We start from the raw sequence: 2,436 nt of genomic DNA on the forward strand, positions 1-2,436 counted from the left end.
GGAAGTTCAGCGGGCTGTTGAGAGAGGATTGTTGGCTCTGGAGTCATCGTTATTTCTCCTAATGACGAATTTTAAAAGTAGATACCTCCAACAACTTGAGGAAATCAGCAATAGTGACCCCTGACGGTTGGTGGTAGCCGAGAAAAAGCAATACAAAGGTTAGTCAAATATCATACAATCACTGCTTGAGACGCTCGGTGGCTTGAAAGTGTTATAAAAAGTTACATAATGTTATGTAAAATGTTAGAAAAAATTTGGTAACATTAGGAAAAATTACCCTAAATGTCACCTATGCAGCTTCAGGAAATCTTAAGATTTGCCGATGAGAATGTGTTTGCCAAGACTGCAACAAAGAAACCGGGTTTCTCCGTTAATTTTTGTGTTCTAGTAAGGATTTGATCAAGAAACCCGGTTTCTGAGGCAGGGGCGAAGCATTTCCGTAGATAAGTTATCAGTTAAAACCAAAGATTTACTAGGGTAAGGGCGAAGCATTTCCGTAGATAAGTTATTGGTTAAAACCAAAGATTTACTGCGGAAATGCGCGGGCCCCTACAGATATATGTGGTATATGTGGGTTATATGTGGGTTATATGTGGGTGAAAATGGTGAAAATATTAACATGGTAGGGGCGAAGCATTCCGGCAGATATTTCTGGGTGAAAATGTTAACCTTAATACCGGAATGCGCGGGCCCAGATATTTATGGGCGATCGCCATGATTCCGATAGGGTAAGGGCGAAGCATTTCCGCAGATAAGTTATTGGTTAAAATCAAAGATTTACTGCGGAAATGCGCGGGCCCCTACAGATATATGTGGGTGAAAATATTAATCTTAATACCGGAATGCAACGCCCAGATATTTGGGGGCGATCTCGCCATCACCCAGATGCCAGGGCGAAGCATTTCCGTAGATAAGTTATCGGTTAAAACCAAAGATTTACTAGGGTAAGGGCGAAGCATTTCCGTAGATAAGTTATTGGTTAAAACCAAAGATTTACTGCGGAAATGCGCGGGCCCCTACAGATATATGTGGTATATGTGGGTTATATGTGGGTTATATGTGGGTGAAAATGGTGAAAATATTAACCTTGTAGGGGCCCGCGCATTCCGGCAGATGCTTTATGGGTGAAAATGTTAACTTTAATACCGGAATGCGCGGGCCCAGATATTTATGGGCGATCGCCATGATTCCGATAGGGTAAGGGCGAAGCATTTCCGCAGATAAGTTATCGGTTAAAATCAAAGATTTACTGCGGAAATGCGCGGGCCCCTACAGATATATGTGGGTGAAAATATTAATCTTAATACCGGAATGCAACGCCCAGATATTTGGGGGCGATCGCGCCATCACCCAGATGCCAGGGCGAAGCATTTCCGTAGATAAGTTATCGGTTAAAACCAAAGATTTACTAGGGTAAGGGCGAAGCATTTCCGTAGATAAGTTATTGGTTAAAACCAAAGATTTACTGCGGAAATGCGCGGGCTCCTACAGATATATGTGGTATATGTGGGTTATATGTGGGTGAAAATGGTGAAAATATTAACCTTGTAGGGGCGAAGCATTCCGGCAGATATTTCTGGGTGAAAATATTAATCTTAATACCGGAATGCAACGCCCAGATATTTATGGGCGATCGCCATGATTCCGATAGGGTAAGGGCGAAGCATAACCGCAGATAATTTATTGGTTAAAACCACAGATTTACTGCGGTCATGCGCGGGCCCGCTCGCCATCATTGCGGGCAGGACCCGCGCATCACCGCAGATAATTTCCTAGTTATTGCCCGCCAGATAAATATTCCTCATCCTTAGCGAAGGGGGAAGGCACGATCTTCAACAAGGAAAGTGCCAACAAGAGTTCCGGGGAAACTGCCCGTGAGGTCTGGAACTTTGAGTTCTGAACCTTGTATTAGGACATGATCTAATGGCCAGTATCCGACTAAACCGGGCTCTTTTCCGCTGAGGCGCTTAGACATACCCGCCCGGATTTCTGCTGGAGTGCGAACTCGGTTCCAAAACCGAACATCTGCCATCTTGCCCTTGAAATACGGCTCGTTCCAGTTGCTTTTGCCGATGTAATTGTTGATGCGATTGATGTTATTGGGAAGGCTAGTCTTGCCCGCTGCTATGGGCAGGCCGTTTTTGTAAATGACGGCATTTCCGGCAGGCTCGATTGTTGCTGCTAAGTGCAACCATTTCCCCAGTTCTAAAATTCCCGAGGGGGAAAAAATTTCCTGTCCTGAACCACCCTTCAATATCACCCAGCTCAGCTTACTTTCTGCGCCCCAATTGCGAAAGACGATGTTATCTGATTGTCCGTTGCCAAAGTCGATAATTCTCGAATTATTTTGAAAGGCATCGTACCACACCCACGCTTCTATAGTTAGACCTTGATCAAAGCTGACGTTGATCGGCGGCAGAGTAATATAATTTCCAT

At 44.4% G+C, this 2,436-nt stretch carries 4 protein-coding genes; all 4 read right to left on the bottom strand.

Features of this window, described 5'->3' with window-relative positions:
* Nucleotides 1-399 precede the first annotated feature (399 nt).
* On the bottom strand, nucleotides 400-522 hold the full coding sequence (locus AM228_RS36545) for a hypothetical protein (protein ID WP_255353290.1): 123 nt from the start codon (nucleotides 520-522) through the stop codon (nucleotides 400-402).
* 278 nt (nucleotides 523-800) lie between these two features.
* Complete coding sequence (locus AM228_RS33850) at nucleotides 801-989, bottom strand: hypothetical protein (RefSeq protein ID WP_156332142.1); 189 nt, start codon at nucleotides 987-989, stop codon at nucleotides 801-803.
* Between the two features lie 280 nt (nucleotides 990-1,269).
* Complete coding sequence (locus tag AM228_RS33855) at nucleotides 1,270-1,458, bottom strand: hypothetical protein (protein ID WP_156332142.1); 189 nt, start codon at nucleotides 1,456-1,458, stop codon at nucleotides 1,270-1,272.
* Between the two features lie 349 nt (nucleotides 1,459-1,807).
* The coding region (locus tag AM228_RS28675; protein ID WP_197285452.1) for a LamG domain-containing protein at nucleotides 1,808-2,436 on the bottom strand (629 nt) is incomplete at its 5' end.

The sequence above is a fragment of the Planktothricoides sp. SR001 genome (genome assembly GCF_001276715.1).
Classification (GTDB): Bacteria; Cyanobacteriota; Cyanobacteriia; order Cyanobacteriales; family Laspinemataceae; genus Planktothricoides; species Planktothricoides raciborskii.